Source organism: Micromonospora sp. URMC 106 (assembly GCF_051386395.1).
GTDB lineage: Bacteria > Actinomycetota > Actinomycetes > Mycobacteriales > Micromonosporaceae > Micromonospora.
The window spans coordinates 1-26,951 of the sequence record NZ_JBPQTP010000006.1; the positions used below are offsets into that span (position 1 = coordinate 1).

A 26,951-nucleotide genomic window follows, 5' to 3' on the forward strand; every position below is an offset into this window, starting at 1 on the left:
GTCTTCGCTGACTGTGTCAGCGAAGACCACGCCTGTGTCGCTGTGTTTGTAAACCGGCGTACGAGTCGTCGCTGACGGATGGGCAATGGCGGTGATCGAGCCGCTGCTGCCGGTGCGGGATCCGAGGCGGGGTGGGCAGCCGTTGCGGTATCCGCGTCGGTTGGTCATCGACACGATTCTGTACGTGCTGCGTACTGGCGCGGCGTGGCGACATGTGCCTCACGATCTGGTGCCGTGGGACGTCGCCTATCGGTGGTTCCGTCGCGGCATGAGCGGATGTTCAGCTGTGCTCGGATGACAGCCTGACGCGGCGGCTGTAGGAACCACGCGCTCCTTCGGGATGCGTCGCGCGGTCACAAACGGCACGGCCGCGACGACTGGGAGGTGGACGTCATCACTCGTCGTCAGGCAGCAACCACTCCCGAAAGCCGTCGCCGCTGCGTCGGGCCCGCCTGGGCGGGGGTGGACGCTGGAGAACGTCGGTGAGGCGCTCGACCAGCGCATACCCGGCGGGCTCTCCGGCGTTACCCCAACCATGATCAGCGGTCGGGAGCTGGGAAGACACACCACAGCCACGCTCACCGCAAGACCCTGTGCGCCATCTGCGGCAAGAGGGTCGACGAACTGTTCGCTCGCCAGGACCACCAGCTCACTGACCCAGGCGACGAACCCGAGCTGCTCGCCCGTTACGCCGACGCTATGGCGACGCTTACCGTCGAGCGGAGGCCCAGGAATGCCTAGTCGTCACGGGCTCACGATCACGCAACGGCGGCTACCTGCAAGCGATCGAAGCCGCTCTTGCGTCGAACCCGTCGGTCATCTTCTACCGGATCCTGCACGGACCCCACATCTTGTTGCCGCCGCGGGATGGGTGTTCGCTCCGTGCTCGGCGGGAGCAGTCGGCCCGACCCGGGCCCGTCGTGACGCGCGTCGCGTCACCGGCTCGAGCCTGCCGGCCGCCCGTTGCCTACTCCTTCGCCAACTCGGCCAGTTGGTCGAAAGTACGCACGAGGGTCGCACGCCGCTGCTGCTTGTACTCCGGACCAGGCTCCAAGCCGTCGATCGTCTGGTCCCAGACGGCCAGGTATCTGCTCTTCCAGCCGGCGATCGTGGCCTGATCGGGCAGGCTGACCCCGACGTAGTTCTGTCGTGCGATGAGGTGCAGCAGCTCCAGGTTACAGGGCACCGCGACGCCCCAGTATTCGTCAGGCTCGATGCCGACCGGGTCGCCGGAGATCGCTTCCGCGACCTCGGCGATCAGCCGGTCGGTCAGGCCCGACAGGTGGTCGGCGGCCGTGTCGCCGTCGAAGTTTCCGCTGCCCCAAGTGCCCACTGATCCTAGCCCTCCCGACTTCAAACGATCGCCGCATTGAAGCAGGCACCACCGACACCGCCGAACCGGATGTGCGGCCACCCGTCGGGCACCGCTCCCGGCGTAAGCCAGGGCGCTCGACGGGGCCGCCTGGTTCCAGCGCCGCCGGGGGGGTCGCCGGTCCGGGAGCCAACGGCAGGTGACCGCCTCCGGGGCGGAACCACCGGCCCAGTGTCGTGCGCCTTCCGTTGCGAAAGCGGTTGGGGAGCACGCCATCCACGGTGCGGAACGACGAGCCAAGATCCGCGCGGCAAGCAGGTCGGTGATGGTGGCGGTGACGCCTCTCGGCTGATCTTGGTGTGGTGCAGGGCCTGGGTGCGGTGCGCGAGCCGGGCGGCGCTGCGGTAGAGGTCGCCATGGACCCGCCCGCGGCCCCGGCCGACCCCTGGCGCACCATCGGCGCCCGGCTGGCCTACCAGCTCGTCGCCGCCGACACCCGACCCGGCGACGTCGTCGTCGACCTCACCGCCGACCACACCATGACCGCCGTCTGCGCCGCAGGCTTCGCGCCGGCCGCCACCACCAGTGGGCTGTCCGCATGAGCTCGCCGGGTCCAGCTCCGTCGCGGCACGTCACGGACACTCTGCCCCGGCCCAGGGGCCGGACCGTCTGAACGATGGGCGCCGTCATCCGGCGGACGACGGGTGCGGGCACAGGGACTCGCGGTCAATCCGCCTTCCGCTGATCTTCGGCGAACATCACGAGAATGCCGCTGGGACCGCGGAGATAGGTGAGCTTGTAGACATCCTCGTACGTGGCGACGCCGCGGAGCGGGTGACAGCCGTGCCTGGCGGCGACCTCGAGGGCGGCGTCGATGTTGTCCACGGCAAAGCAGACACGGTGCATGCCGATGGTGTTCGGTTGGACGGGCTCGGCCTCGATCGCGTCCGGGTGCACGTACTGGAACATCTCGATCCGACCGTTGCCATCGGGCGTCTGGAGCACGGCGATGTCGGCGGTGTTGCCGTCCAGACCGACGGCGGTGTCAGCCCACTCGCCGCTGATCCGGGCGCGTCCGAGCACCGTCAGACCGAGGTCGGTGAAGAAGGCGATGGCGGCTTCTAGGTCGCGGACGGCGATGCCGACGTTGTCGAGTCTGACAGACATTTTTGTTCTCCTATGTCAGGCCGGGGCCGGCACGAGGCGCCTGCCGTAATCGAAGGGTTAGGTTTCGACGGTACTGAAAAGCATGACGGGCGAGGCGGTCGTTTGCGGCGGCGGAGGGCTTCGTGCAGGTGTCGCCGGCGGCCAGGTTGGCGTAGCGGTGTTGGTGTATTCGTGACAGTGCGGTTGTCAGTCCGTCCCCGACGACCCCGGAGGGCCGGCCAGGACGGTGGGAACGAACTCCAGGAGCTGGAGCCTGCCGTCGAAGGTGCGCGAGTCGACCATCTGCAGCGCCACGTCCGGCCATCCGTCGTAGATCCGGTCCCTGCCGGTTACGCCGTTGACGACGGGGAACACCACCACCCGGTACCGGTCGACCAGCCCTGCTTTCAGCAGTGACCGGCACAGGCCGGGGCTGCCGATGGTCCGCAGCGGAAACCGACCGTCCTGCTTCATCGACCGAACCACCTCCACGGCTTCCTGATCGACCAGCGTCGTGTTGGCCCAGCTCAGCGGGGCAGCCAAGGTGCGGGAGAACACGACCTTCGGGGTGGCCGCCAGCTCCTCGATCCCCTCCTGGCCGGACTCAGCGAAGCCGGCGAACAAGCGATACGTGTTCGCCCCCATCAGCAGGGTGTACTCACTCTTGGCGTCCTCGGCGAGCCACGCGAAGTACTCCGGGCCCCCAGGCCCCACAAGCCCGGCCAGCCCTCGGCCGCACCGTACCCGTCCAGGGAGGTGATGTAGTCGATCATCAATGCCGGCATATCAATACCTTCCGTGCCGTGCCTGCGGGTTTCTCAACAGCATTGACCTGTCAACGCCGCGCGACTCATCGCGCCACGCCATCCTGCGCACCCCACGCAGGTCGTGCGGGCTCCACCGCGCGTGGCCGCCCCGGACGACCGTCGTGCCGCTGGACGTGACTGAAGTCGGCAACCTGACCCCCCCGGAACTGCGGTAACGCGATCTCAGTTGCGTCACCTGCCTCTGCTGCGCGCTGGCCGCCGGGCATCTGCCTGGGCTTGAGGCGGACGGGACCATGGCCATAACGCGTCAAGGCCGTGCATGTCGCGCGGCCCGCTGCCCCCGCAGCGTTCGGATGGCCTTTGCCGCAGGCGAACGCGCCGGGAACGGTGTCCCAGTCGATCTCCCCGCCAACTTGGTCGACCGCATCCCGCAGTTGCCCGTAGGTCCGCGGTTCGAGGCCGTTCTCAGCGCCCTGCGGCCAGACCACCTCCTGGCTGGCCACCGGCCCGCCGGTGATCGTCTGTGTGCCGCCGGCCAGCGTGGTGACGTCGGTGTCGCCCAACAGGTTCTGCACCGCGCCGGGCGTGAATAAGAGCGACCGGCAATAGGTATCGGCGAAGTTGGCCCGGGCGGCAGAATGGGCATGGGTCCAGGTGATCATGGAGGCGTCTACGCTCAGTGATCACGAAGGACAGCCGTGCCCGCGCTGCCATCTTGTCTGCTCGAACCCCTCTGGGACCAGTTCGCCGCACTCCTACCCACACGGCCGGAGTTCGCCGCGGGGCACCCGCTCGGCTGCCACCGCCGCAGAATCCCCGACCGGACCGTGATCGAACACGTGGTGCTCGCGCTGGTCTCGGGTTACGAGCGCCTGTCCAGTCCCGGATGCTCCGACCGCACCATCCGCCGACGGCTCAAAGAGTGGGCCGCGCAAGGCATTTCCGAGGCCGTCCACGCCATCGTGCTCCAGGCGTACGACCGCATGATCGGCCTGGAGCTGTCCGAGATAGCCGTCGACGGCTGCATTACCAAGGCCCCGTGCGGCGGCGAATGCGCAGGCCGGTCCCCGGTCGACCGCAGGAAGCAGGGCCTGAAGCGCTCGCTCGCCTCCGACGCGTGCGGCGTCCCGATTGGCCTGGTCGCCGCAGGGGCCGACCGCCACGACTCGCCTCTCCTCGGCCCGACCCTCGAAGCGGCCATCGGACAGGTGGGACCCTTGCCCGAGGACGTGAACGTCAACCTCGACCGGGGCTACGACAACAACAAGTCCCGCACTCTGCTCCGGGAGTTGGGCTTCACCGGTGAAATCTCCCGCAAGGGTGTACCCGCCCCGATCCAGGCCGGTAAGCGGTGGACCGTGGAACGGACGCACTCGTGGATGAACGGCTACGGCAAGCTCCGGCGCTGCACCTAGAGGAACGGCGCCGTTATCGAGTTCTACCTCCACCTCGCCGCGACTCTCGTCACGCTCCGCATGCTCATCCGACGCTCGACGAGCCGCTACCGCTGGGACGGCCGCCCCACCACCCGGCGCCTCAAGTGATCCATCTGCCGATCGGTCTTAATCGAGTGCGAGAGTCCCGGTCCGGGTGATACAAGGTCCGCGTGACTGATCATCTCTACTTCCCCACCCTGCTGCGGAGGATTGACGAGCGTTCCGCCGCGTTCCGCGCCGCTGTCGCCGCGGCCCCCAGCCTCGACGCCGACGTCCCGTCCTGCCCGGGCTGGACGCTGTACGACCTGGCGAACCACCTCAGTGAGGGCGACCGCTTCTGGGCCTACATCGTGCTGAACACCGCGCCGGGCGACGAGCGGCCGAGCAAGGACGGCCTGGCGGCGCCCAGGGAGCGCGAGGCCCTCATAACCTGGCTGGCCGACTCGACGGACCAGCTGCTCACTGCTCTGCGCGAGGCCGGCCCGGACCGGGGCTGCTGGGCCTGGTGGGAGCCGCTGGCCTCGCCGCATACGGTGGCCGCCGTGGCCCGCCGCCGCGTCCCGGAATCGCTGATCCACACCTACGACGCCCAGCTGGCCTCCGGTACGCCGCAGGAGCTGCCGACGACCGAGGCGGTCGACGCCATCGAGGAGTTCCTCGCCACCGTCTGCACCGGCACAGTCCCGTGGCCGGGCGAGCCCGCCACCATGGACTACCACGCAGCCGAGGCCGGCTCCTGGCGCCAGACAGTGGACGCCGCCGGTTCCCGCTTCACCCGCCTCACCGCGGCGGAGGCCGCCGAGAGCAAGCCCACCGCCGCCATCTACGGCACGGCAAGCGAGATGGCCCTGCTCATGTACATGCGCATCCCGGCTGGCTCGCTGCGGATCGAGGGCGACGCCGACCTGCTCCAGCAGCTGCAGGACTGGGGCTGAGGCCGACCGGCAGCTGGATCACTTGAGGCATCGGGTGGTGGGGCGGCCGTCCCAGCGGTAGCGGCTCGTCGAGCGTCGGATGAGCACGCGGAGCCTGACGAGAGTGGCGGCGAGGTAGAGGTGGAAGTCCACGACGCATAGCCGGAGCCGTGGACCCAGCGCGAGCACGATGTACTCAAAGACGGTCCGGTCTGGAACCTGTCGCCGGTGGCAACCCAGCGGACGGCTCTCCGCGTATCCGGTCCGCACCGCAGCAGAGCGGCGAAGTGGTCCCACGGGGGGTCCGAAAGGCATGGGGCACCGCAGGCACGAGCCCTCCGGGTGATCACCGAGCGTCAAGGAACTCCTGATCACTCAGGTTCGTGCCTGCGTTGGGTCCGAGCCCGCCTGGGCTGCCCCACCCCACACCTGAGCTGGGCCCGAAGCTTCCTGTCACGACTCACGTGCCGGTCAGGAGGAGGCCCGGGCGCGGGAGGAGACCCTGCGCCGTTTCAGGCACGCGTTCGGCGAGCGGCCACGAGCAGGGTCGATTCCCGTACCAGGTCATCCAGGGACTGACCGGTCCGCGCCCGGACGAGGCCGAGGGCCCCGGGAACGTCGATCCGGCGGTGCTGTGGCGGCCGGTGCGGCAACCAGATCTGATCCGGGGGGTCGGCAATGCTGACCGGGAGCAGAGTGCTGGCCGTGTGGACGGGGCATGAGCTGGCCGACCGGTTGTCGGTGACGCTGGAAAACTTCGCCCGATCGGGTCTTCATCGGCCTCGCCCACCGGTGCCCGAGTACCGGATTCAGGCGGTGCCGCCCAAGCGCACCCCAGGGGCGCATTCCGCGGGGTCCGCTGGTCGTCGGCTTCCACGAGGTGCTCTCGCGGGTCGCCGCCCGCGGAGAGTCTGATACCGCTGAGCATGCACATACTGCGGTGCTACTCGCCCCCGGAGTCGTCTTCGTGCCAGTCCATGACGCGCCGGCCACCGAGTGGGTGCTGGTATGGCGCAAGGACGCGCTGACCCGCGCGGACGCGGGTTCGTCGAGGTGACGACGGACCTCGGCCCGCGCGGGTGCAACACGGTCAGGCAGTAGTGTGTCGTTCGAGCGTCATCCGAGGCAGGTTCGGACGGCGTTGGCCAGGTTCGTCGCCCGCGGGTCGTCGGGTCGGAAGTTCCAGAGGTTGGTGGCGTAGCCGAAGCCGACGCCGGCGTCGGGGTCGGCGAAGCCGACCGAGCCGCCGGAGCCCGGGTGGCCAAACGACGCCGGGCTGACCATCGGGTAGGGCGGGCAGGCTCGCCAGAACCCAAGTGACATGTTGAAGGAGCGGTCAGCGGGAATATCCAGCCCTGGCGGCAGCCCGTACATCGATGTCTTGTCGGTGTGGATTTCCGTCGCTCTTGCGACGGTCGACGGGTTGAGCAGTCGTACACCATTGACGTCGCTGACCGTGGCGGCGTACATCCGGGCGATCGAGTGTGCGTCGGCGACCATGTTCGCGGCGGGGTGCTCGGAAGCACGCCAGGCACGCGTGGTGAAGTAGTCGGACGTGGTGAAGGCACCGCCGAGTTCGCCGGCACGGATTGCGACGGAGCCCGGACTGTACAGGGCGGTGACCCAGGCGGTTACCGTCTCCGCGTCGAGCCCGGTCACCCTGATCATCCCGGTGAGCAGTTCCTCCATGCTGAACGGAGCTGCGTTGTGGATCTTCGCCACCCGTGACTCGTGTTTAGCGGGCATCCCGATCCAGGCGCTCAAGCCGAGCGGGCGAGCCACCTCTTCGGCGAAGAAGGTGCCAAGTGACTTGCCGGTGATCCGACGCACGACCTCGCCGACCAGGTATCCGTAGGTGTTGGCGTGGTAGATGTGCTGGGTGCCCGGCTCCCACAGCGGCGGCTGCGCCTCCAATGCCCGGATGACCGGGTCCCAGGCGCATGCCTGCTCGAAGGTCAGTGGTCCGTCAACGATCGGCAGTCCGGCCTGGTGTGACAGCAGCCAGCGCACCCGGATCTGGTCCTTGCCGTGGGCGCCGAACTCCGGCCAGTACCGCACCACCGGTGCGTCCAGATCCAGCAAGCCGCGCTGAACCAGCATGTGGGCACAGATCGCGGTAGCGCCCTTCGTCGTGGACGCGACCTGCATGATGGTGTTTCTGCGCCACCGTCGGTTCGCCTCACGATCCGCGAGACCGCCCCACAGGTTGACCACGAGGCGGCCGCCCACGTAGACGCTGCACGCCGCACCGACCTCGCCGGGGCCCTCGAAGTTCGCACGGAACGCGTCGGCTACCTTCCCCCAACCACGCGCGACACCGCGCTCACCACCGTCACCATCATCGCTCCCGGAGACGCTTGCGGCGGCGGTGCCCTGACCGACGACGCCGGTGAGGCCAATGAGCGCGCCGGCACCCACCACGCCCTTCAACACGGTTCGGCGCCCAACATGCCCATGCTCGGGGGTTCTGCTTGTCGTGCCCATCACGCATTAGTCCTTTCTGAATATTCGAAGACTGAGGGCTCCGGCCGCCACATGGTGGATGAAGACATCGTCGAGGCGGGTGCGGGCCTGGGCGGTGACCTTGTCGGCGAGCTCGCCGAGCCTGTCTTCTGTGGGCGGTAAAATGTGCACCGTGCCCAAGGTGCTCCTGGCGTCGACCACGGTGGCGGCGCCTTCGCTGGCACCGATCTCGGTGCCGCCCGTAGGCGTTCGTCAGTTCCGCCTGGCCGCGGTTCTACGGCCGATCCGAATCGGGCAGTCGCCTGCCTTGGCGTGATGCCACCTTCGGCAGTCGATGTCGAGACTTCCGCTGACGCCGCCGAGACGATGTCGAACAGGGCGTGGCCGATCCAGACCGCCCCGATCGAGCCCTGGCAGCGAACCACACCCGTTACCTCACCGATCCGCACCGCGGCCGCGCTGCCCTCGACGGTGGCGATCCCGGCGATGTGGCCGGCCTGGACCGAACCGGCCGCGAACTCGGCCTTCAGCCCGGCGACGCGGTAGAGCTGGACCTGCCCTGATGCAACGTATGGCTCGCAGTCGCCAAGCAGGCGGCCGGCGTCCACATCGGTCCGTGCGGTGTTCAGCACCACCCGGGGGCCGACCGGTAACTCGATGGCGATGGCGACAAGTCCTTGTTTCCCGACTTGGCGTTCTGATCGACAGTGCGCCGCCAGTCGACCTCGGTGTTCTCGGCCGCCTTCGCATCCGGCTTGCTCGCACTGTTGACGGACTCGATCAGCACCGCCGTTTCCGACCGCTCGCTCGCGGCGACCCGTGCCCGGGCCCCTGGGGTGGTGACTGAGGCCGTGACCGGCTCTGGCGTGGCGAAAGTAGGCATGACCAATTCCCCTTGCTCTATCCGGGTTCGGAGGTTGTGTGTTCACAGTCGCCGACCGACCAGACACATGGCTGACACCGCTCTGACACCGACCACGCCGACGACACCGACCGTGTCAGACGTGTTCTGCGGCGCTTCAAAAGCAGGAGGCCAGCCAGGCCGCTGGTGGCCCCGTTGCGGTAGTTCTTCTCTGATCGCCCTTCGGCCGCGGCGGCGCTGGCGACCCAGCTCAGCGGCCCCGGGACGGCTTCGCAGGACTCCATCGCTCCTACCACCCGTCGCCGGGCCGCTGCATCAGCCACTTCAGCATGCGTTCGGCAGCGCGCAGTCGCGCGCGTACCTCAGCTCCGGGCAGATCGGCCCAGGTGCGTAGCTGGGACAGCTTGTGAAGTACCTCGCGGCTGGACAGGCTGTCGACCGGCACGACGCGGCGGCGAGCCGGACTCGTTGCTGGGTTCCGATGAAGGCCGGGAAGGCTTCACCTGCGAGAGCTGGGCGGGCGCATGGTCGTGTTGGCCATCGCGGTACCTCTCTGCCGAAGAGCAGGGCCAGGTCCGCGGCGTCGTAGCCGCGGGCCGGGCCGCGACGGGATTGATGGCGATTTGCTCGGTCTGCTTGAGGTTCAACAGGTGCTGGTGCACCCGGCGGATGACTTCCTCGGGCTCCTTTTCGGGGTAGAGGTGCGTGGTCGAGAGGTGGGCGTGGCCGAGGTTGGTCTGGATGTCCCGGAGCAAGAGGTTGCGGCCGCGGAGCATCCTGCGGGCGCAGGTGGGCCAGAGATCGTCCATCGTCCAGTTCGTGCCGAGGGCATCGTCAACCCGGCGCGGAACAGCCCGGAGGGCGTCGTAGTTCAACGGCCGCCGGGCTGGCGGACCATCGCTGCGGCGCCGCCGCCGCCGGGTCCATCGCTGACACAGTAGGTCAACGCCAAGAGCGCTTGTGTTGATCAATGCGCCCGGCGGGGGTTGCTAGACGCCAGCCGGGTCAGAGAGGGTGCCGGTGCCGGTGATGGTTGCAACGCCGCCTACCAGAATTTTCGGGCCGGTCGGGCTCTGTCGGATGGAGGCGGTGATGGTGGCAGGACTGCCGAGGGCGTCGCCCATGTCGACGCTGAGGTCGGTGACGCCGCGGTCGGCCAGGTGGGCGGCGAGGCAGGCGGTGCTGTTGGCGTTGGCGATGTCCTCGGGGACACCGATCGAGGGGGCGAACATGCGTGCCATGATGCGGCCCGCGCTCGTCAGGGTGGAGTGGACGTAGCAGCCGAGTAGCCCGAACTGGTCGCAGGCCGCGCGGAGTTGGTCGAGATCGGGGGTGAGGGCTGCGACGGCCTCCGGCGTGGCGACCGGGACCAGCATCCGAGGCCGGCCCAGTGAGGCGACGCAGGCGCCGGGAGCGAGCAGGTCGGGCCTAACGCCGAGGGCTGCGACCACGAGATCGATCTCGGCTGAGGCGGGCTCGCGCAGGGTGCTGGGACCGGGGTCGAAGGCGGCGTGGATTTGGTGGCCTTCGCGGACAGCGCGGCCGGTGAAGGTGCGACCCGAAACGCACAGCGTGAACTCATGCTCGGCGCCCTCGCGCTGCTGGGCGAGGAAGGCCGTAGCAGCGATCGTGCCGTGGCCGCAGGCGGGCAGCTCCCCTTCGGCGGTGAAGAAGCGCAAATCGACCGTGGATCCCTCGGCCGCGGCGTGGCCTTGGTGATGCGGCGGTGTGGTGGGTGCGCCACGCGGATCCCGTGGGGTCACGAAGACGGCATGCGAGGTGCCGTAACGCACTGGCACCCGGCTACGTTCGGCGTCGGTCAGTGTGGTCAGGGCGGAGTCGTTGATGACGGCGGTGGGGCTGCCGCCCCCGCCGTCGCGGAGGCAGGCGTTGACGATGCTGATCGGTAACGGCATGGCCGTTGGGCGGGCGTGTTCACCGAACATAGCTGCCTCCGATGTGCGACATGCCGCGTCTTTATGTAGCTAACCCTTCTCAGCATGCGCGCCCCGACAGCTTGCTCCTGTGTCGGTGGCTCCTTCACCGAGCGGGCACGGATTGCAGCAGGGAGCGACGCAGACGCCGGGCGCTGTCAGGGGGCATCTGCCCGGGGGTGTTGGTGAGCTGGGAGGCGAGTCCATCGACGAAGGTGTGCAGGAGCGCCGCCCATTCCTCGACTCGCGGATCGGCATGCTCGGACGCCGCGCTCTCGGGGTCGGCGACCGTCTCGTGCCCACGAAGCAGGGCGATGCACTGGCGGTACAAGGCCCGTTGATCGCTCCATGTTCGAGACCCGCCTGCCGGCGGATGCCGTCGTTCCCACTCCGTGATTGCCACCCAGCCGCGGGTCGTCGCCCCGGCCGGCCGCGGATGCCCTCGATTCGTGCGATCGCCTCGGCCAAGGGCAGCAGCAGTGGGGTGACGTCATGGCGGCCGGTCGGCGTGGTGGCGGGGGATGCCGCCAGCAGATACGTCTCCCCCATCGCCCGCTGACCAGACCGAACCACAGAAGTGAACACACCCACGGCGAACGCCTCAAGCCGTTGCCGCACAGCCAACTCTAGAGACTGGGCCGGGCCACGCCAGTCTGCCAAGCCCAAGCCGCTATCCCAACCCGATTATGCACGTGCAACTTTGCCTGGATATTCGCGGCGTGGGTCTTGATGGTGCCTGCGGAGACGTGGAGCTGTTCCCCAATTTGGGCGTTTGTCTTGCCCTGTGCTATCAACCGGGCAACCTCAATCTCCCGCTCTGTGAGGGGCCTTTTCTGCTCTGACGGCGAGGACGAGGCGCCAAGTTTCTGCAGGAGCCGCACAGTAACCTCTGGACTGATAAGCATGTCACCCGATACCGCCGCCCGCACTGACTCGACAAGGAGTGTTGGTCCAGACCGCTTGAGCAGGAACCCAGCGGCTCCATGAGCGAGGGCTCGCATGACATACTCGTCGGAGTTGAAGGTCGTGACCACGATCACCTTTATGTCGAGGGCCGAGTCGGCAGCCATCAGCCGCCGTGTCACCTCGAGCCCGTCCAGGCGCGGCATTCTTATGTCGACCAGTAAAGCGTCCGGGCGAAGGTGTCGGACGACTTCGAGTGTTGCAACTCCGTCAGCCGCCTCGCCAACCACCACCATGTCGGGCTGGGCATCTAGTACCAGCCTGAATCCGTTCCGCACGTCCTGCTGGTCATCCGCTACCACGACACGGGTAGATTGCTTCACAGAGCCTCCCACTACATACTGTCGTGACAATCTACACGCAGCCGCGAGAACGAACGACGCAGCTTCGGCGAACGCGACTACATCAATCTGCTCGACGCCGCGCATCAGCAGCTCGGCGACCGATCGTGCCCGTATGGGACAACCTGAACACCCACTTCAGCGCGGCGATGCGCGCGTTGATCGCCGCCCGAGACAGGCTGACCGTGATCTGGCTATTCCGCCTACGCCCCGGACCCCAGCCCGACCGAGGCCGTCTGGTCACCGCAAACGCGGCTTCGGCAACCTCGCCGTCGCCGGCGTCGACCACCTCTTCGCAAGCGTCCGCAACCGACTCAAGCGGATCCGGTACCGACCCAACCTGCTCGACAGCTTCCTGGCCCGCACCGGCCTGCCCCTTGAAATCCGACTCCCCTAGCCACTCAGGATCTGTAGCGACCGCATCGTCCCGGATGCCGCCAGCCCTTGAGGGAACCGCGCCACCGCCCGACGCCACCGCGGACACCTCGGCCCTGCTTGACTTCGAAGAGCCTCATAAGCCCACGGTCAGAGGGAAGGGGTCCGGTGTATGGGAATTCGGGCCTCCACCACCCATTCGGCGTCACGGTGCGGTCCGGCTGTTAGGCCGCCACCAAGGGCCTGCACCCTTTCCCGCAGTCCGATCAGCCCGCTTCCCCCAGAAGCTCTCAGCCGTGACGGCGGCGGGGCACCCCGGAGATCATTGGCCACCCTGGCAACCAGCCGGTCTTCGGTGTCGCAAATATGAATATCCACTGCGACCCATGATGCGGCTGGAGCGTGTCGTCGGACGTTGGTAAGGGCTTCGACAACGACACGATGAGCTGTTGCCTGCACCTGCCGAGGGATCACGGTCGGGTCGAGAACTCGATCATCTTGGGACAACTCGACCTGGCATGACGGGAGCCGTTCGCTCCTGAACCGATCAATAACGTCCGGCAGCTCTACCAGGCGCGCGAGCCGGGGAATTTGCCTGCCGTCGGCATCTTCAGCCAGCAACGCGACCATCTCGTCCATCGCGGAGAGCGCTTGCAAACCGGTCCTCTCGATTCGCTCCAGCGCATCGGCCAGACGCTCGGCGTCCTGGCCGTGCACAAACCTCACAGCCTGGGCTTGTGCAACTATCCCGCTTACGTCGTGTGCGACATAGTCATGCAGATCGTGCGCGATCTCAAGGCGTTGCGCTTGCCGCGCCGTTCGCACCGATCGGTTCAACTTCTCCGCCGCGACCCGCGGGAGGCCCCCCACCACGATTGCGAACGCCGGCGCAACCGCCATCGACGCGCATCCTCCGATGATCGCAAGCGGCTCGTACGATGGCAGGAATCGAAGGATCCAGAAGGTCGCGGCCGCCGCAGCCGCACCGCCGGTCAGGAGCACTGTTACCGGTCGGGACCAACGTACGACCAGCGCCAACAACAGCAGTAGACTGGCAACCTCGATAAGCCCGATCAGCCTACCGGCCTCGGAGAAGCCACGCCCGGATAGCAGCGTGTGACTGGTCGCGGACAACGATGTCGCCGCAACTGCGGCTGCGGGCCAGGCCACCCCGCCTCGTGCGCGTGGCCAACTTACGACCACCCCGAGCGCCGCGCCCGCGCCCACCCCGGCCGGGACACTGCTATCCACACCGATCACCCCAGCCAGGAATACAGCGGCAAAAAGCCCGGATAAGGCAATGAGCGCTCCGGTGACATCGCGTGGACTCACGTTCCCACTCTAGATAGCGCTGCCGATGTCTGCGCTACCGCGCCAACGGATGTCTCGTAACCGGATGCCGGGATCCATGCGCCGACCGCTCAGACTCGCCTCCTTCCGATGAGGTGACCGACGACGCGGGCGCGGTGCTCGCGTACTGCTGCCCGTGTCTGAGTACCAGTCGGGGGGCGGCGGGATCGTCGCGGGGTCATCGACGGCATCCTGTCAAACTGCGGACGGGCGCCGTACCTGACCGGAAGGCGTATGGGCGTGGAAGACCTGCCACGAGCGTCTCGAAGGTGGACCGTCGACGGCACATGAGATCGGATCCACGTCGAATGTCGAACCCTGCTGTGCCCGCATCATCGTACGGATGGCTTTGACGACGAATCCAACTGCCATCCATAGGCGAATTACAGGCTGACATCTGCCGAACGGCAGATGTTGGGGTGCAGCGAAGCGTCGTACGCTGGTCGCCGCAAGCCGAACTGGTCGGCATGGGCGGGCTGGGTGATGGCCGAAAGCGGGCCAGCATGGCATCCGGCGCGCTGCTAGGGAATTAGGGATGTGCGTTGCGAATTCGACAGGTGGAGCTCTGGTGACCGTCAGCCCCAAGCCGCACTGGGCTATCCGACTTGCTGCCTACGTGACCCCTGCGTGTGTGCTGCCTTCGTCGCTTTGGCGGTTGCATGCGGTGGCCTTCGGGAACGAAGCATGCTTCAATGGGCCACCCTGGGAGAAATTCTACGTAAGCTTACTTTCGGTGGTCTCATTCGCGGCTTCCTGCTTGACTATCGGCCTGGTGAGTGAATGGGGCGAAAGATTCCCGACGTGGATTCCCGTGGTCGGCGGGCGGGCCGTCCCGCGGCGGATCGCAACAACACTGGCCGGTGCCGGAACTACATTCATCTTCCTCATTTACGCGTACGCGTTCGTCCTCAATCCAGTCCTCAAGCTCCGAGAGCCTCCGCCACACAACCCCGCGTGCCTACCGCCAGATCAAAGGCCCGACGCGTGGATCGCGTACGCCGCATATGCTCCGTTGCTGTTGTGGGGGCCACTCCTGCTCGTCGTGACCATCGCCTACCACCGTCGGCGGAGCCAGCGACGTTCCGTACACCCTGTCTCCGCGCGTCGATGACGGCCCCTGCTCGCCGATTAACAGAGATGCCATGCCGACTCCAACGCTCGAACAGTCAGGAGTGGTCGGTCGATGTCACGCGGTTCGCCGCAAGCTCCTGTCGCTTCCTTCGGCCGGTTACGGCACCGGGTTGGTGCGCTGTCCGGGGGAAGTGGGTTGGGGCCGCTGGTCTTGTGTGGCCAGGAGGAACCGGCTTCCCCACTCTCGGAGGTGGTCGACGAACTCCGGTGGGCCGAGCACCTCGAATTCCGCGCCGATGATGCCCAGCGCCTGGGTGGGCCAGTCGAGGGTGGTGGACACCATGGTGAGGCGGCAGCGTTCACCATCGATGGCCTCGATCGTGCCCCATTGACCGACGACCCGGCGGACGTGTTCGGCGGATGCGTGGACCAGGGCCTGTACGACGTGTCCTGGGTGACCTCCGGTGGAGCTGCGCACGAACTGGGCGGCGTCGTCGGCGGGAAGGGGTCGTGGGCGGAACCTCGTTCCGGCGCTACGCGGGTCGGTCAGTCGGTCGAGGCGGAAGCTGCGCCAGTCGTGTCGGGTCAGGTCGTAGGCGACCAAGTACCAGCGCCCGCCGAGTGGCACCAGGCGGTGCGGTTCGACTTCCCGGTCGGTGTCGGCGCCGCCGCGGGCGGTGTAGCGGAATCGCAGCCGCTCCTCATCCCGGCACGCTTGAGCGATCACCGTCAGCACCTCAGCGGGCACGACCGGCCCCGCAGCCGCGGGTGAGATGGTCATCGCGCGTAACGCGTTGACCCGGGCACGCAGCCTCGGCGGGAGTACCTGCACCACTTTGGTGAGCGCGCGCACCGCGGCATCTTCGATCCCGGCGATCCCGCTCTGGGTGGCGTCGCCCATGCCGACCGCCAGCGCGACGCCTTCCTCGTCGTCAAGCAGTAGCGGCGGCAGGACCGCACCGGGTGCCAACTGGTAACCGCCGTCCGTACCTCGGGAGGCGTGGACCGGGTAGCCGATTTCCCGCAGCCGGTCGACATCGCGGCGTAGGGTGCGCTCCGACACCCCGAGGCGGTCGGCCAGATCGGTGCCGGACCAGTGGCGGTGGGTCTGCAGCAACGACAGCAACCGGAGCGTTCGGGAACTGGTGTTGGCCATGTCTTGATCTTCGCACCACTTCCGGTCAGAAAGTGACCGGAAGTCGATCTAGCGTCATCGACATGATCACTCGCGAGATTCAGTTGACCACCCAGATCGCCGGCGTACCCAGCCGTGAGCACTTCACCGTTGTCGAGGCCGAGATCGACGGCGAGGTCCTCGTCCGCACCGATCACCTGGGGCTTGCTGCCACATACCTCGAACTCATGCGCTCCGACTGCCACCTGCCGGTCCCCGCCTGGCAGCCGAACCAGCGCATCGGCGTGATGGCTATCGGCACGGTACTGCGGTCGGCCGACCCGGACCTGCACGAGGGCGACCTCGTCCAGTCGATGAGCGGTTGGAGTACCCATTCCGCCGGGCCGGCCACCTCGTACGTCAAGCTGGACCGTGACGCGTACCCGGATCCCACCTACCATCTCGGCCAAGGGCCGACCGCGTACTACGGTATGGCGGACGTGGCCAAGGTCGGCCCCGGTGATGTCGTGTTCGTCTCCGGTGCGGCCGGCGGCGTCGGCTCGCTCGCCGGGCAAATTGCCCGCAATATGGGCGCATCGAAGGTGATCGGCAGCGCGGGCAGCCAAGCCAAGGTGGATTACCTGGTCGGTGAGCTCGGTTTCGACGCCGCGTTCGACTATCACCAGGACCCGGTCGCGGCGCTGACCGAACTAGCACCTGAGGGCATCACGGTGTTCTTCGACACCGTCGGTGGCACGCTCTACGAGGCTGCACTCGCGGTCGCCGTGCCGGGAGCGCGGTTCGCGTCGTGCGGATCGCTGTCCACCCAACTGGGTGCAGCAGCGCAGCGCTTCCCCGAACCCGACCGCGCTGCCGCAGCAGCAAAGCGGATCGAGCTGCTGCCGTTCTCCTGCCACCACACGCCCGACCAGATCGCCGCATGGCACTCTCACTTCAGAACCTGGCTCGACCAGAACACGTTCGTCTTCCCGCAGACGGTCGTCGAGGCCGGCATCGACGCCGTGCCCGATGCCTTCCTGTCGCTGTTGCGAGGCGACTACCGCGGCAACGTTTCGGTGCGGTTGACATGACGCTGCTGTCGCGTCGCGCCCTCAACCGGGCACTGTTGCAGCGCCAATTCCTGCTGGAGCGCACCGGCCAGGCGCCGCTCGACGTGATCCGGCGTCTGGTCGCCCTGCAGGCACAGGAGCCGAACTGGCCCTACCTCGGCCTGTGGAGCCGGATCCACGGGTTCACCCACGCCGATCTGACCACCCTGCTGGTCGACCGGCAGGTCGTGCGCTCCGGTCTCCTGCGTAGCACTCAGCACATCGCCGCAGCCGACGACTTCCGTCGGCTGCGGCCCCTGCTGCAACCCGTCCTCGACCGTACCGCGAACTCGGCGTACTTCCGCCGCAACAGCAACGGGCTGCCCACCGAGACGCTGATCGCCGACGGACGCGCGCTGCTGGACGCCGGACCACTGGCGCGCAAAGAACTCGCCGGGCGCCTCACCGCACGCCACCCCGGCCGCGACGGCCGGATCCTCGCTGGCGAGTTCGAACTACGCACTCCGCTCGTCCACGATCCCGCCACCGCCTCCTGGGGCAGCTGGGGCAACCGATCCGCCATCACCGTCACCGCCATTCCTGTCGATACTGTCGATTCCACGCCGATCTACGAGTTGTTCCGCCGCTACCTCGCCGCCTTCGGACCGGCCACGGTGGCCGACTTCCAGGCCTGGAGCGGGCTGAGGCGGATGAAGCAGGGCGTCGCGGACATGGGCATCGAACTACGCCGCTACACCGGACCCGACGGTCAGACCCTGCTCGACCTGCCCGACGCGCACCTGCCCGACCCGCACATCCCGGCGCCCGTGCGACTGCTGCCCGCGTACGACAACATCCTGCTGGGCCACGCCGACCGCACCCGCATCATCAGCGACGAAGACCGCAAGCGGGTCATGCCCGGCCAGGCCCTGGTCCGCCCCACCATCCTGATAGACGGCTTCGTCCGTGGCACCTGGTCCTTCACCGGAGACGACATACGACTCGCGCCATTCCACCCGCTCACCACCGCCGAACAGAAAGCCGTCGACGACGAGGCGAACCGGATGCTGCCCTTCCTACGAAGTAGACAATGAGTGGAAGTACGCCAAGGGCTCCTTCAGCATCGCCCCGTCCAACACCGCGGTCCGCGGCCCATCTCGTCGCGGCGGCGGTCGACCAGCACTCCCCTCACCTTCATCCTGACGCTCCCGATTCGAGTTGCTGTCGCGTCGTTTCTCGGCAACGGCCGCTCACCAGTCCCGATTGGCGATCAGCCGTTCGGGATCTGCGGCCGCGAACCCGTAGCTCGTCGCGATGAACCAGAAGTCCTCTCCTATCGCTTCACGCGCAACAGTCTCGATCTCGCTGCCGGCCGCCTCGAACTCCGCCTCCAACAGGTTGAACTCCTCCGTCGCCGGGTCTGTGAGCGCGTACAGGGCTGCCAGATCCTTCGGACGCTCGGCCTCTATGCGCTCGCACAACCGCAGTAGGATCGCGCGGCCCTTGTCGACGACGTGATCCGGAAAGTACCCGTCCGCGTACAGCTCTCGCAGAAAGGCGTACCCCGTCACCTGCTGATTGGTGATCGGCATCGTGCCCCCGTCCCCCTCCCATGGTCGAAGCGCCGATCATGCACCACCCGGCCGACAACCTGAGCGCGTAGCAGGTCAGGTGCCGGAGCGGATCGGCGTCGGCTGCCCGACCAGGGACAGCGATGCGCAAAGCAGCCGGAGGCCGTTTCTTGTGTCCCCGTTCGAGTGGAATTCTTCGCGTACGGTCAACGGCGCACCCGGTAGCGCAGGTGAAGCACCCGGTTGCCCTGAAGCACCACGTCAGGATCCTCCAACAGGTGCTGCGCGTCGACCGACCCGAAGTAGCGCTTGCCGGACCCGAACACGACGGGTACGACGTCCATGCGCACCTCGTCGACCAGGCCCGCGGCAAGCACCTGGCCACCGACGTCGCCAGCGGCGACCTCGACGATGCGGTCACCGGCAAGCTCCTGAGCCTTGGCCACGGCTGCCTCGACGCCGTCGACGAAGTGGAACGGCGCCTCGGGATACCAGCCCTCGGGCCTGCCCCGGTGGGTTACGACGACCACGTGGTCGACGCCGCCCGGAGGCTTCCCGTCCCAGCCGTCCGTCAGGTCGAAGACGTGGCGGCCGACGATTGTCGCCCCGATCTGGTCCCAGTACGGCCGGGTGTAGTCATAGGACGTCTGCGACACATTCAGCTCGCCGCTGGAGTCCAACGGCACGTCACCGCTGGCCAACCAGTCGAACAGCGGCCCGGGCTGGTCATTGTCGTCCGCGACGAAGCCGTCCACCGACACCGAGCTGTACATGACTACTTCGCCCATGTGGCGCTCCTCTGCTTCGGGATGCCCCCATCTTGGCGTGTCGTGAGCTGTCGCTCTTGTAAGAAATCAATCGGCCGGCAGCGGCCAGCTGTCCAGCACGTGGCCGGGATGCTCGCGCAGGAACCGCCGCCGCACTTCGACGTACCGGGTCGGCGTGAGCCCGGTGAACGCCCGGAACTCGTGGCCGAAGTGGGCCTGGTCGAAGTAGCCTGCGCGACCGGCGAGATCGCCCCAGTCGACCGGTCCGGCGGGGTCGATCGAGAACACGGTGGCGGCGAAGCGGTAGGTGCGGGCCAGCCGCTTCGGCGTGACGCCGATGAGCTCCTTGAACCGCTGTGCCAGATGAGTGCTGCTGACACCGGCTGCCACCCTCAGGTCGCCGATCGCCACCGCCCCGCTGGTCGCCGCGATGACGCTGCTCGTATGGCGCACCAGCCCCAGGCCGGCGGTCTCGCACAGCCGTCGTGTCAGCTCCTCCTCGAGCAGCGTCAGCATCTCGTGCGGCCCGTCCGCCGTGGCCAGCCGGTCTCGCAGCTCAGCAACGGCGGGCCGGCCCCAAACCTGCTCTACCGTCACTGGCCGGTCACACAGCTCGGCCGCAGGCATCGGCAGGAACGGCGCCAGCCCCCACGGCTTGACGTGCACCCCGACGGACCGGGTCCAGAGCGGGTAGCCGAACTCCAACGCGCGGGTGGGCATGGTGACCACGCAGCCGTCGGCGTACTCGGCCGCCTCGATGTCGGTGCCGGCGCGGATGCGGAACGGCGCCCCGAGGTTGACGATGAGCAACGCCGACGGCATCGGCGGCAGCGTCAGCCGGGCGTACGGAGACGCACCCTCCAGGTAGTAGAGGTCGTCGATCAGCCCGTCCAGCGGCGGTCGCGGCACTCTGGACACGTACTGCACGCCCACAGCATCGCAGACGCCATCAGCGTCACCGGGTGAGGTGGAACAAGGACGGCCTGCTGGGCCGTATCGTCTTCGTGACCGTCAACTGCGACGCCATCTTCGAGCACATCGAAGCTGCGGGCGCGGACGTGGTGCAAGAACCGATCAATCAGCCCTTTGGCGTCCGCGACTGCGGCTTCTTCGATCCCTCTTCGAACGTGCTGCGCTTCACCCGACCTCCGCAGCGAAATTCCCGGCAATCGCGTCGCGGAATGCAACGTCGTGAGCCGGAGAACTACGCAATCCCGGCTGCCCCGGTTGCCGGGCTCAGGACGTCCGTGACATGTCAGGCCAGATGATCATGCCTGGTGTGGTGATCTAGAGTAAGGCCGATGCAGGTAGCGGAGATCCGCAGGTATCCAATCAAATCACTGCTCGGCGAGCAGTTGACGACCGTGGAGGTCGAGCAGCGCGGATTGGTTGGTGACCGGTTGTGGGCGGTGCGGGACGCAGACGGGAAGCTGGGCAGCGGGAAGAACACCCGTCGCTTTCGCCGGATGCCGGGTCTGTTCATGCTCCGCGGGCACTTTGGTGACCCGGTGCCGGTCGTCGAGTTGCCTGATGGGCGCCGATTCGGTGCTGATGAGCCGGCCGGCCACGAGGCGGTCAGCGATGTGCTCGCTCGTCGCGTCACCATCGAGCGCGAGGCGGAGATCATGCACCATGACGAGGGGCCCGTAAGCCTGATCAGCACGGCAGCCCTGCGAAGACTCCATGATCTCCTCGGGGCACCGGTTGACCCGGTGCGATTCCGGGCCAACCTCCTCGTCGACGTATCGGGGAGCGATTTCGTTGAAGACGGTTGGCTCGGCCGAGCCATCCGTATCGGATCCGAGGTCGTGTTGCGACCCCGCCAACGGCTTACGCGATGCGTTATGGTCGACCTTGCCCAAGAGGCCCTACCGGCACACGGACAACTCCTGAGGACTGTCGCGGAGCACAACGACATGACGCTCGGCGTGTGGGCAACAGTCGAACGCCCTGGTCGTATCGCCCTACGGGATGCCGTCAAGCTTCTGCCGAGGTGACGCCGGCATCCAGCAGTGCCTTGTTAGGTCGTGTGGCGTTTGTTGCGCTGTAACGGTTCGACGGGGTAGCCGACCCCGCGTTGTCCAGGGCGCTGCGGAACCGGCTGTTGTCGCCGGCGTCCACGGCCAGCAACGGCGGACGCAGCCCGTGGCCGGCCAGTTCGTCGGGCATCTGCACCACCCGCGCCCACTTCGGCCACGGCGCGCCGGCTCCTGACCCGAGGTGAGTACGGTCGGCACCTGGCGTCTCTCCCTTGATCGGTCGATCCGCCGTTGTTTGTACGGTCCCCGTCAGGCAAGGCGAAACGGAACCGAAGACGACCTGTGAACCACGCCCAAGCCAAACAGGATCAAGATCAAGTTAGGTAGGGTCGTCGCATGACTGACGCTGTCGTGATTCCCGGCGGTATGTTCGGACCGGGCGCTCCCCTGCTGATGTACGCCGGCGATGTGGCGGAACAACGGGGCGCGACGGTACATCGACACTCGTGGTCCCAGGCGTTTCCGAAGCCTGATCAGCCGGAGATCGAGAGCTGGGTCCGCGGTGAGATCGATCCGTTGGTCGACGCCATTGGCGGTCGCCCACTGTTGATCGGCAAGTCGCTCGGCACGAACGCGGCAGCGATTGCCGCCGAAAGAAACTTGCCCGCCGTATGGCTCACGCCCTTGCTCACCCTGCCGTGGGTAGCTGATGCGTTGGGCCGTGCGACCGCGCCGTTCCTGCTCGTGGGTGGCACTGCCGACAAAGTTTGGGACAGTGGCCTGGCCCGCCGGCTGTCACCCCACGTGCTGGAGGTGGAAGGCGCCGATCACGGAATGTACGTACCCGGCCCGCTCACCGAGTCGATCGCAGTGCTCAGTCAGGTTGTACTCGCCGTAGAGGAGTTCCTCGACACGATCGGTTGGCCGAGCTCAACCCGGTGAACGTTGGTGGACACACCCCCAGCCGTCCTGCGCCAACACCGTCGGTCGGGTTCCGGATAGGGCGGGTGGCGTTACGCCGGTCGGATCCCGGGCGAGCGCAACCAGGAGACCACCGCCCTTCGCATCAGCGCCCGTAACCGCCGCTGGCAACCACGGCGCCGCCGGCGGCCGCGGCGGTCAGCAGTCCCAGCGCGGTCGACACGGTCAAGCCTTGGGGGCGCGGTCGGCTTCGAAAGCAGCCGTGCCGAGGCCCCCCGGGGCGGCGGCCCCATCAGGCGTGGTGGGCGGTGTCGGTGAAGACCTCGCCGACGAGGCGCTGGATGGCCTGTTGGAACGGTACGGCGAGGGTCATGGCGGCGTCGTCGACGTAGTTCAGTCCGGCGGTGAGGCAGGTGCGGGCGTCGGGCGTGCTGAACATCAGGGCCGCGTGGCCGGCGGTGCCGCCGTTGTGGGTGATGACGGTGCCGCCGTCGGGCAGGTCTTGGACGAACACACCGAGGCCGTAACCCATGCCGGGGATGCCGGTCGGGCGTGGCGTACACATCTCGGTCAGCAGCCCGGCGGGCGGGAGCCTGCCGCCGACGAGCGCAGTGAGGAAGGTCTGCAGGTCCGCGGTGGTGGAGATCATGTCGCCGCCGCTGGAGATCCAGGAGGGGTCGTGGCGGGTGACGTCGATCGTCTGCTCCTCGTGACGGTAGTAGGCGTGCGCGTGCGGATCGGCGATTTCGGCGGTGTCCGGTGCCACCGTGCCCGTGAGGCCGAGCGGTCCGACGATCAACCGCTGCAGCTGCGCGGCGTACGAGCGGCCGGTGACCTTCTCGATGAGTAGCCGGGCCAGCACGTAGTTGGTGTTGGCGTAGCTCCAGTCGGTGCCGGGCTCGAACCGGGCCGGCTTCGACAGCGCCAGCTGGATCAGTTCCTGCGGCCGGTACGTCTTGAACCGGTTGTCGAGCCACTCCTTGCCCTGCACGAGCGGGTTGGGGATGCCCGGCACGACCGTGCCGTCGGGGAGGAACTCGCCGGTGAAGTTGAACACGCCGCTGGTGTGCTGCAGCAGCATCCGCACCGTGATCCGCGGATCCAGGCCGAACTCGGGCAGGTGCTCGGCGGCCGGGTCGTCCAGCCCGAGCCGGCCCTCGGCGACCAGCTGCAGCACCAAGGCCGCGGTGAACGTCTTGGTGTTGCTGCCGATGCGGTAGTGCCCGTCCGTCGGCGGCGTCGTCGACCCGCCGAGCTCACCGGCACCGGCGCTGCCGATGACGTAGGCCGCCGGCCCGCCATCCGCCTCCGTCGCGGTCAGCACGGACTGCTCGGCGAGCGGCGCACCCATCGTGATCAAGACATGGGCTTCTGACGTCGTGCGCTCAATGGGTGGTCCCGACTGGGATGTTCGTTGTCGGCCCGGAATCGGTCGACGGGGTACCCCACTGGGCGGTCAGCCAGGTCAGCGGCAGCCCGGCAAGACACATGAGCAGGCCGGCGACAACGACCGCCGACAGGCCGTTGCTGGCGAGGGTCCAGCCGCCGAGCAAGGCACCGGCCGCGATGCCGGCGTTGACCGCGGAGGCGGGCAGGCTGGCCGCCAGATCGCGCGCCGGGCCGGCCAGCGTCGCCACCCGGTACTGCAACGCCGGAACCAGTCCGAAGCCGACCAGGCCCCACGCCAGCAGCGCCACGGCGACGACGGCTGGCACGGTCCCGGTCAGGTAGAGCAGGCCGAGGGACAGCAGGAGTACGACGTTGGCCGTCAGCAGCGTACGAGAGGCGTCGCGGTCGGCTGCCCAGCCGCCGACGAACGTGCCGATCGCCGTCGCGACGCCGTAGGCGAGCAGGAAGCCGCTGACCTGGGCACCGGAGATGCCGGTCACCTCGAGCAGGAAGGGCGTGATGTAGGTGAAGACAGTGAACTGCCCGCCCAGCAGCAGCATCCCGATGGCTAGCATGATCAGGACGCGGGGCGCGAACGCGGATCGGGCCTGGCTGCGTAGCCCCAGTGCCTGGTTGGCGGCGACCTTCGGCATCAGCAGCAGCAGGCCCACGAGGACGACGACTCCCACTCCGGCGATCATGATGAAGGAGCCGCGCCAGCCGAGCGTCCTGCCCACCATGGTGCCCACCGGGACGCCCATGGCGGTGGAGACGGCGATCCCGCCGATGACCACGGAGATGGCCTGGCCCATGCGGTCGGCGGGAACGAGGGAGCCGAGCGTGGCGAAGGCCGCAGCGATGAAGACACCGTGCAGCGACCCGGCCACCACTCGAGCGGCGAGCAGCAGCTCGAAGCTGGCGGTGGCGACCATCGCCACGGTGGCAAGCAGGAAGACCAGCATGGAAGCCCACAACAGGGTCTGCCGCTGCACGCGGATGGTCAGCGCGGTCAGCACGGGTCCGCCGATCGACAGGCCCAGGGCGTACGCGGTGACCAGGGCACCGGCCGCGCTGACGGTCACGCCGGTGTCCGCGGCGATGAGATCCAGGACACCGACGATCACCAGTTCGGTGCTGCCGAGGACAAACGTGGCAAAGAACAACGCCGTCAGTGCCAGGTTGCCTCGAACTCGGCTCACGGCTTGGGATGGATGCACGTTCACGCTCCCGTTGGTGGTCCCGGGGTATGGGCGGCGCCGGCCGCATGGGCCCGCCCTGGCGTCGCGATGATCGGCGGAATAGGTCACCGGTCCGCCGCGGCAAGAGCCATCCTTGTGATTCGGTTCGAGGGGAACAACGGCCGTGTGCGCAACGCCGGTTAACACAGCGGTTCACGATCGGGTGGGCGTGATGGAGCAGCGTCTGCACGCGAGTCCGACGCGGGCCGGCCGGGCGATCAGAAAGCAGAAGCGTGACGTCGGCACGCCTCTGTCCGAGGACAGCAGACGCACGTACGGCCGGTCGACGGCCCTGGTGACGTGGCTCTTCGGCGAGCCTAGGAAAGAGGTGATCCTCGCGCAGCCTCACCACGCCGCCCGATCGTGAACCGCCGGGTTAACCGGCGTTGCGCACACGGCCGTTGTTTCCACCTGCTCGGGCGGAAAGGGTGAACCTTGCTACGGAAGACCGTGGCCAGGGCAACCATCCCCGAAAGACCGTGACATGCACCTGCCTGATTTTTGCGCCGATCGCGAGATGCGGCCGGCCTACCATGATCTGTCCGCTGGCGAGGACCTCGCTCGGCTTGAGCTGGCTGCCGCCGCGCGGCACGGCGTGGGCGCGCGGCAGCACTGATGGAACCTACGGACATCTTGCCGATCGTCGCGATCCTGTCGATCGTCACTGTCGAGTTCGGCGGGCACGCGCTGCTGCGCTTCATCACCACTGACCGGGATCGGCTGGGAGCATTTCGCGAACGATTCTTCCGAGCTGGCCATGCGCACGCCGGAGTGCTGCTGGTGCTCTCGCTCGTGTACCTGCTCTACCTGCCCCGTGCCGGATTCTCCGAGGCTGGGGAATGGTTGTGCGGGGTGGTTCTGCTGACGGGGATACTCGCACAGTCGGGCGGGTTCTTCCTCCACCTAGGTGTCGGCAAGGAGGGCGGTCGCTCGCCGGGCACGATGCTCACCCGCAGTGGTGCCCTGCTGCTCGCTGTCGCCCTCGTGGCCCTGGCGGCGGGCCTCATCCGGGCCGCATGACAGGTCCGGTGCGCTTGGCCGGCACGTAACCCCGCATTGCCGCTCGCCCGGCACGGACCAGACTCTGCTGATCGCCGCAGCGTTGAGCGCGCCGGCGATCGGTTCCTTCTCGACACGACGAGGACCATGATGTACCTGATCACCGGCGCTACCGGCAACGTGGGCGCGGCATTGACCCGCGCGCTGGGTGCGGCCGGCGCACCGGCACGAGCATTGGTCCGCCGACACAATGCGGCGTGGCCGGACGGAGTCGAAGGCGTCCTCGGTGACCTCAACCATCCCGAGACCCTGACCAACGCGTTCCACGGCGTTCGCGCCATGTTCCTGCTGCCCGGCTACGCAGACATGCCAGGCCTGCTCGCGCGGGCCAGATCTGCGGGTGTGCGGCACGTGGTGCTGATGACCGCCGGATCCGCCGCGCTCGAGGATATGACCAACGCGGTCTCCCGGTACATGACGCTGTCCGAACGCGCGGTACGCGCCTCCGGCCTGGCCTGGACGATACTGCGGCCACGGGCCTTCATGTCCAACACGCTGCGCTGGCTGCCGCAACTGCGCGAAGGCGACATCGTACGCGTGCCGTTCGCGGCAGTGCGGACCGCCTGCATCGCCCCCGAGGACATCGCCGCGGTCGCCGCGACAGCGCTCACGGGCGAGGGGCACGAAGGGCGCGTCTACGAGCTGACCGGTCCTCGCGCGCTGACGCCCGCCGACCAGATCGCCGTGCTGGCCGAGGTGCTCGGTCGCGACCTGCACTGTGTCGGCCTCTCGGATGCCGAGGCTCACGCCGACATGGAGAAAGACATGCCCGCCGAGTACGTCGACGCCTTCTTCCGCTTCCATCGAGACGGCATCCTCGACGAGTCGCGCGTTCTCCCCGACGTCGAGGAGGTGACTGGACACCCTGCGCGCTTCTACGAGGAGTGGGCGCTCCTCCACGCCGACGATTTCCGTTGAGCCTTCCCGACG

The 26,951-nt window shown here is 67.7% G+C and carries 29 protein-coding genes and 2 pseudogenes; 13 read left to right on the plus strand and 18 right to left on the minus strand.

Annotated features, from left to right (window positions below; translation table 11 throughout):
• Positions 1–85 precede the first annotated feature (85 nt).
• Positions 86–298 (plus strand): transposase, encoded by a 213-nt coding sequence (locus tag ACSNOB_RS03080; protein WP_436685053.1) that lies wholly within the window; start codon positions 86–88, stop codon positions 296–298.
• A gap of 669 nt (positions 299–967) precedes the next feature.
• Here the strand turns inward: ACSNOB_RS03080 and ACSNOB_RS03085 are convergent.
• Positions 968–1,333 (minus strand): DUF4259 domain-containing protein, encoded by a 366-nt coding sequence (locus ACSNOB_RS03085; RefSeq protein WP_436685054.1) that lies wholly within the window; start codon positions 1,331–1,333, stop codon positions 968–970.
• Positions 1,334–1,728: 395 nt separating this feature from the next.
• Here ACSNOB_RS03085 and ACSNOB_RS03090 point away from each other — a divergent pair, with 395 nt between their 5' ends.
• Positions 1,729–1,914, plus strand: a complete 186-nt coding sequence (locus ACSNOB_RS03090) for a hypothetical protein (RefSeq protein WP_436685055.1) — start codon at positions 1,729–1,731, stop codon at positions 1,912–1,914.
• Between the two features lie 124 nt (positions 1,915–2,038).
• On the opposite strand, the gene ACSNOB_RS03095 is transcribed toward ACSNOB_RS03090, so the two are convergent.
• The 3 genes from ACSNOB_RS03095 to ACSNOB_RS03105 all read right to left on the minus strand — a co-directional run bounded on the left by ACSNOB_RS03095 (position 2,039) and on the right by ACSNOB_RS03105 (position 3,887).
• On the minus strand, positions 2,039–2,479 hold the full coding sequence (locus tag ACSNOB_RS03095; RefSeq protein ID WP_436685056.1) for a VOC family protein: 441 nt from the start codon (positions 2,477–2,479) through the stop codon (positions 2,039–2,041).
• Positions 2,480–2,665: 186 nt separating this feature from the next.
• On the minus strand, positions 2,666–3,172 hold the full coding sequence (locus tag ACSNOB_RS03100; RefSeq protein WP_436685057.1) for a dihydrofolate reductase family protein: 507 nt from the start codon (positions 3,170–3,172) through the stop codon (positions 2,666–2,668).
• A gap of 136 nt (positions 3,173–3,308) precedes the next feature.
• A complete protein-coding gene (locus ACSNOB_RS03105; RefSeq protein ID WP_436685058.1) occupies positions 3,309–3,887 on the minus strand; it encodes a hypothetical protein in 579 nt (192 codons plus the stop codon).
• A gap of 36 nt (positions 3,888–3,923) precedes the next feature.
• On the opposite strand from ACSNOB_RS03105, the pseudogene ACSNOB_RS03110 reads away from it, so the two are divergent.
• Positions 3,924–4,769: pseudogene (locus tag ACSNOB_RS03110) on the plus strand (IS5 family transposase).
• A gap of 62 nt (positions 4,770–4,831) precedes the next feature.
• Positions 4,832–5,596 carry a maleylpyruvate isomerase family mycothiol-dependent enzyme gene (locus ACSNOB_RS03115; protein ID WP_436685059.1) on the plus strand — a complete coding sequence of 255 codons (765 nt, stop codon included), beginning with the start codon at positions 4,832–4,834 and terminating at the stop codon, positions 5,594–5,596.
• 18 nt (positions 5,597–5,614) lie between these two features.
• Here ACSNOB_RS03115 and ACSNOB_RS03120 read toward each other — a convergent pair.
• The 3 genes and pseudogenes from ACSNOB_RS03120 to ACSNOB_RS03130 form a co-directional block, all read right to left on the minus strand.
• Positions 5,615–5,731 (minus strand): annotated as a pseudogene (locus ACSNOB_RS03120) (IS5/IS1182 family transposase); the annotation flags it as partial.
• 960 nt (positions 5,732–6,691) lie between these two features.
• The gene (locus ACSNOB_RS03125; protein ID WP_436685060.1) at positions 6,692–8,008 is read right to left on the minus strand and encodes a serine hydrolase domain-containing protein; all 1,317 of its coding nucleotides are present in this window, start codon (positions 8,006–8,008) and stop codon (positions 6,692–6,694) included.
• 57 nt (positions 8,009–8,065) lie between these two features.
• Positions 8,066–8,239 (minus strand): hypothetical protein, encoded by a 174-nt coding sequence (locus tag ACSNOB_RS03130; RefSeq protein WP_436685061.1) that lies wholly within the window; start codon positions 8,237–8,239, stop codon positions 8,066–8,068.
• 179 nt (positions 8,240–8,418) lie between these two features.
• Here ACSNOB_RS03130 and ACSNOB_RS03135 point away from each other — a divergent pair, with 179 nt between their 5' ends.
• A complete protein-coding gene (locus tag ACSNOB_RS03135) occupies positions 8,419–8,601 on the plus strand; it encodes a hypothetical protein (RefSeq protein ID WP_436685062.1) in 183 nt (60 codons plus the stop codon).
• 62 nt (positions 8,602–8,663) lie between these two features.
• Here ACSNOB_RS03135 and ACSNOB_RS03140 read toward each other — a convergent pair whose 3' ends face one another.
• The 5 genes from ACSNOB_RS03140 to ACSNOB_RS03160 all read right to left on the minus strand — a co-directional run bounded on the left by ACSNOB_RS03140 (position 8,664) and on the right by ACSNOB_RS03160 (position 16,090).
• A complete protein-coding gene (locus ACSNOB_RS03140) occupies positions 8,664–8,921 on the minus strand; it encodes a hypothetical protein (protein ID WP_436685063.1) in 258 nt (85 codons plus the stop codon).
• A 968-nt stretch (positions 8,922–9,889) separates the two neighbouring features.
• Positions 9,890–10,846, minus strand: coding sequence for a PhzF family phenazine biosynthesis protein (locus tag ACSNOB_RS03145; RefSeq protein ID WP_436685064.1), 957 nt, complete (start codon positions 10,844–10,846; stop codon positions 9,890–9,892).
• Between the two features lie 614 nt (positions 10,847–11,460).
• The gene (locus ACSNOB_RS03150; protein WP_436685065.1) at positions 11,461–12,225 is read right to left on the minus strand and encodes a response regulator; all 765 of its coding nucleotides are present in this window, start codon (positions 12,223–12,225) and stop codon (positions 11,461–11,463) included.
• Positions 12,226–12,663: 438 nt separating this feature from the next.
• Positions 12,664–13,845 carry a sensor histidine kinase gene (locus tag ACSNOB_RS03155; protein WP_436685066.1) on the minus strand — a complete coding sequence of 394 codons (1,182 nt, stop codon included), beginning with the start codon at positions 13,843–13,845 and terminating at the stop codon, positions 12,664–12,666.
• 1,246 nt (positions 13,846–15,091) lie between these two features.
• On the minus strand, positions 15,092–16,090 hold the full coding sequence (locus ACSNOB_RS03160) for a helix-turn-helix transcriptional regulator (protein WP_436685067.1): 999 nt from the start codon (positions 16,088–16,090) through the stop codon (positions 15,092–15,094).
• A 62-nt stretch (positions 16,091–16,152) separates the two neighbouring features.
• On the opposite strand from ACSNOB_RS03160, the gene ACSNOB_RS03165 reads away from it, so the two are divergent.
• Both ACSNOB_RS03165 and ACSNOB_RS03170 read left to right on the plus strand, forming a co-directional pair.
• The gene (locus ACSNOB_RS03165; protein WP_436685068.1) at positions 16,153–17,139 is read left to right on the plus strand and encodes a zinc-binding dehydrogenase; all 987 of its coding nucleotides are present in this window, start codon (positions 16,153–16,155) and stop codon (positions 17,137–17,139) included.
• The gene (locus ACSNOB_RS03170; RefSeq protein WP_436685069.1) at positions 17,136–18,191 is read left to right on the plus strand and encodes a winged helix DNA-binding domain-containing protein; all 1,056 of its coding nucleotides are present in this window, start codon (positions 17,136–17,138) and stop codon (positions 18,189–18,191) included. The genes ACSNOB_RS03165 and ACSNOB_RS03170 overlap by 4 nt, the downstream gene beginning before the upstream one ends.
• 156 nt (positions 18,192–18,347) lie before the next feature.
• On the opposite strand, the gene ACSNOB_RS03175 is transcribed toward ACSNOB_RS03170, so the two are convergent.
• The 3 genes from ACSNOB_RS03175 to ACSNOB_RS03185 all read right to left on the minus strand — a co-directional run bounded on the left by ACSNOB_RS03175 (position 18,348) and on the right by ACSNOB_RS03185 (position 20,362).
• Entirely contained in the window at positions 18,348–18,689 is a 342-nt protein-coding gene (locus ACSNOB_RS03175) for a DUF5713 family protein (RefSeq protein ID WP_436685070.1), read from the minus strand.
• A gap of 185 nt (positions 18,690–18,874) precedes the next feature.
• Positions 18,875–19,456 carry a dihydrofolate reductase family protein gene (locus ACSNOB_RS03180; protein WP_436685071.1) on the minus strand — a complete coding sequence of 194 codons (582 nt, stop codon included), beginning with the start codon at positions 19,454–19,456 and terminating at the stop codon, positions 18,875–18,877.
• Positions 19,457–19,522: 66 nt separating this feature from the next.
• Positions 19,523–20,362, minus strand: a complete 840-nt coding sequence (locus ACSNOB_RS03185; protein ID WP_436685072.1) for a helix-turn-helix domain-containing protein — start codon at positions 20,360–20,362, stop codon at positions 19,523–19,525.
• A gap of 35 nt (positions 20,363–20,397) precedes the next feature.
• On the opposite strand from ACSNOB_RS03185, the gene ACSNOB_RS03190 reads away from it, so the two are divergent.
• Together ACSNOB_RS03190 and ACSNOB_RS03195 are read left to right on the plus strand one after the other, a co-directional pair.
• On the plus strand, positions 20,398–20,703 hold the full coding sequence (locus ACSNOB_RS03190) for a VOC family protein (protein WP_436685073.1): 306 nt from the start codon (positions 20,398–20,400) through the stop codon (positions 20,701–20,703).
• A 33-nt stretch (positions 20,704–20,736) separates the two neighbouring features.
• A complete protein-coding gene (locus tag ACSNOB_RS03195; RefSeq protein ID WP_436685074.1) occupies positions 20,737–21,432 on the plus strand; it encodes an MOSC domain-containing protein in 696 nt (231 codons plus the stop codon).
• On the opposite strand, the gene ACSNOB_RS03200 is transcribed toward ACSNOB_RS03195, so the two are convergent.
• Positions 21,413–21,604, minus strand: a complete 192-nt coding sequence (locus ACSNOB_RS03200) for a hypothetical protein (protein ID WP_436685075.1) — start codon at positions 21,602–21,604, stop codon at positions 21,413–21,415. The two genes, ACSNOB_RS03195 and ACSNOB_RS03200, sit on opposite strands and share 20 nt — an antisense overlap.
• A 206-nt stretch (positions 21,605–21,810) precedes the next feature.
• Here ACSNOB_RS03200 and ACSNOB_RS03205 point away from each other — a divergent pair, with 206 nt between their 5' ends.
• The gene (locus ACSNOB_RS03205) at positions 21,811–22,356 is read left to right on the plus strand and encodes an alpha/beta hydrolase (RefSeq protein ID WP_436685076.1); all 546 of its coding nucleotides are present in this window, start codon (positions 21,811–21,813) and stop codon (positions 22,354–22,356) included.
• A 271-nt stretch (positions 22,357–22,627) separates the two neighbouring features.
• Here ACSNOB_RS03205 and ACSNOB_RS03210 read toward each other — a convergent pair whose 3' ends face one another.
• Positions 22,628–23,686, minus strand: coding sequence for a serine hydrolase domain-containing protein (locus ACSNOB_RS03210; RefSeq protein ID WP_436685145.1), 1,059 nt, complete (start codon positions 23,684–23,686; stop codon positions 22,628–22,630).
• 34 nt (positions 23,687–23,720) lie between these two features.
• Complete coding sequence (locus ACSNOB_RS03215; protein WP_436685077.1) at positions 23,721–25,031, minus strand: MFS transporter; 1,311 nt, start codon at positions 25,029–25,031, stop codon at positions 23,721–23,723.
• A 103-nt stretch (positions 25,032–25,134) separates the two neighbouring features.
• On the opposite strand from ACSNOB_RS03215, the gene ACSNOB_RS03220 reads away from it, so the two are divergent.
• From ACSNOB_RS03220 to ACSNOB_RS03230, 3 genes are all read left to right on the plus strand, one after another.
• The gene (locus ACSNOB_RS03220) at positions 25,135–25,329 is read left to right on the plus strand and encodes a hypothetical protein (protein WP_436685078.1); all 195 of its coding nucleotides are present in this window, start codon (positions 25,135–25,137) and stop codon (positions 25,327–25,329) included.
• A gap of 248 nt (positions 25,330–25,577) precedes the next feature.
• Positions 25,578–25,982 carry a hypothetical protein gene (locus tag ACSNOB_RS03225; protein ID WP_436685079.1) on the plus strand — a complete coding sequence of 135 codons (405 nt, stop codon included), beginning with the start codon at positions 25,578–25,580 and terminating at the stop codon, positions 25,980–25,982.
• A 126-nt stretch (positions 25,983–26,108) separates the two neighbouring features.
• Positions 26,109–26,939 carry an NAD(P)H-binding protein gene (locus tag ACSNOB_RS03230; protein WP_436685080.1) on the plus strand — a complete coding sequence of 277 codons (831 nt, stop codon included), beginning with the start codon at positions 26,109–26,111 and terminating at the stop codon, positions 26,937–26,939.
• Positions 26,940–26,951 lie beyond the last annotated feature (12 nt).

What these genes read in the sequence shown, in the direction of transcription:
- ACSNOB_RS03140 (WP_436685063.1), bottom strand. Translation starts at nt 8,921, where the DNA reads ATGCCTACTTTCGCCACGCCAGAGCCGGTCACGGCCTCAGTCACCACC.
- ACSNOB_RS03090 (WP_436685055.1), top strand. Translation starts at nt 1,729, where the DNA reads ATGGACCCGCCCGCGGCCCCGGCCGACCCCTGGCGCACCATCGGCGCC.
- ACSNOB_RS03180 (WP_436685071.1), bottom strand. Translation starts at nt 19,456, where the DNA reads ATGGGCGAAGTAGTCATGTACAGCTCGGTGTCGGTGGACGGCTTCGTC.
- ACSNOB_RS03150 (WP_436685065.1), bottom strand. Translation starts at nt 12,225, where the DNA reads ATGCGCGGCGTCGAGCAGATTGATGTAGTCGCGTTCGCCGAAGCTGCG.
- ACSNOB_RS03210 (WP_436685145.1), bottom strand. Translation starts at nt 23,686, where the DNA reads ATGGGTGCGCCGCTCGCCGAGCAGTCCGTGCTGACCGCGACGGAGGCG.
- ACSNOB_RS03160 (WP_436685067.1), bottom strand. Translation starts at nt 16,090, where the DNA reads ATGGCCAACACCAGTTCCCGAACGCTCCGGTTGCTGTCGTTGCTGCAG.
- ACSNOB_RS03205 (WP_436685076.1), top strand. Translation starts at nt 21,811, where the DNA reads ATGACTGACGCTGTCGTGATTCCCGGCGGTATGTTCGGACCGGGCGCT.
- ACSNOB_RS03165 (WP_436685068.1), top strand. Translation starts at nt 16,153, where the DNA reads ATGATCACTCGCGAGATTCAGTTGACCACCCAGATCGCCGGCGTACCC.
- ACSNOB_RS03195 (WP_436685074.1), top strand. Translation starts at nt 20,737, where the DNA reads ATGCAGGTAGCGGAGATCCGCAGGTATCCAATCAAATCACTGCTCGGC.
- ACSNOB_RS03170 (WP_436685069.1), top strand. Translation starts at nt 17,136, where the DNA reads ATGACGCTGCTGTCGCGTCGCGCCCTCAACCGGGCACTGTTGCAGCGC.
- ACSNOB_RS03145 (WP_436685064.1), bottom strand. Translation starts at nt 10,846, where the DNA reads ATGTTCGGTGAACACGCCCGCCCAACGGCCATGCCGTTACCGATCAGC.
- ACSNOB_RS03095 (WP_436685056.1), bottom strand. Translation starts at nt 2,479, where the DNA reads ATGTCTGTCAGACTCGACAACGTCGGCATCGCCGTCCGCGACCTAGAA.
- ACSNOB_RS03105 (WP_436685058.1), bottom strand. Translation starts at nt 3,887, where the DNA reads ATGATCACCTGGACCCATGCCCATTCTGCCGCCCGGGCCAACTTCGCC.
- ACSNOB_RS03080 (WP_436685053.1), top strand. Translation starts at nt 86, where the DNA reads ATGGCGGTGATCGAGCCGCTGCTGCCGGTGCGGGATCCGAGGCGGGGT.
- ACSNOB_RS03230 (WP_436685080.1), top strand. Translation starts at nt 26,109, where the DNA reads ATGATGTACCTGATCACCGGCGCTACCGGCAACGTGGGCGCGGCATTG.
- ACSNOB_RS03220 (WP_436685078.1), top strand. Translation starts at nt 25,135, where the DNA reads ATGGAGCAGCGTCTGCACGCGAGTCCGACGCGGGCCGGCCGGGCGATC.
- ACSNOB_RS03175 (WP_436685070.1), bottom strand. Translation starts at nt 18,689, where the DNA reads ATGCCGATCACCAATCAGCAGGTGACGGGGTACGCCTTTCTGCGAGAG.
- ACSNOB_RS03200 (WP_436685075.1), bottom strand. Translation starts at nt 21,604, where the DNA reads ATGCCCGACGAACTGGCCGGCCACGGGCTGCGTCCGCCGTTGCTGGCC.
- ACSNOB_RS03225 (WP_436685079.1), top strand. Translation starts at nt 25,578, where the DNA reads ATGGAACCTACGGACATCTTGCCGATCGTCGCGATCCTGTCGATCGTC.